Origin of the sequence: Streptococcus suis, assembly GCF_002964045.1 — a bacterium.
Classification (GTDB): Bacteria; Bacillota; Bacilli; order Lactobacillales; family Streptococcaceae; genus Streptococcus; species Streptococcus suis_U.
The window spans coordinates 1-442 of the sequence record NZ_POPB01000461.1; the positions used below are offsets into that span (position 1 = coordinate 1).

Here is a 442-nt window from a genome sequence, read left to right on the forward strand (position 1 = left end):
CACAGGAAAAAAATATTTTTTAGACCTAGCTTCCTTTTGAGAAATTTTTTCTAGTCTATTAAGCTACCATCCTTTATCCACCATTTACTTGTTGCGACCTTGTCCACAAATTCTTGGTCATGAGAGATCACCAAAACACTTCCCTGGTATTCCTTCAAAAATCTTTCCAGGGCTTCAATAGCTGTCAGATCTAAAAAATTAGTCGGCTCATCTAAAATCAAGAGATTAGCATCAGTCAATAGTACTTTGGCCAAGGAAAGCCGAACACGTTCACCACCAGATAAATTTGCCACCATCTGCTGGGCCTTATCATAAGAAAGTCCCAACATGCCTAATAAATTGAGAATCGTCATCTTATCTTGAAGAGAGGTACAACTAACATTTTCAAAAGCAGTCTTTTCTTCATCAAGGTTTATCAAATCCTGTGCAAAATAAGCAATTT

1 protein-coding gene is annotated in these 442 nt (G+C 36.9%); it reads right to left on the bottom strand.

All coding sequences use genetic code 11. The features are described 5' to 3' along the window. Positions 1-50: 50 nt before the first annotated feature. A partial coding sequence (locus tag C1E99_RS11610; RefSeq protein WP_153060205.1) for an ATP-binding cassette domain-containing protein occupies positions 51-442 on the bottom strand: 392 nt, incomplete at its 5' end.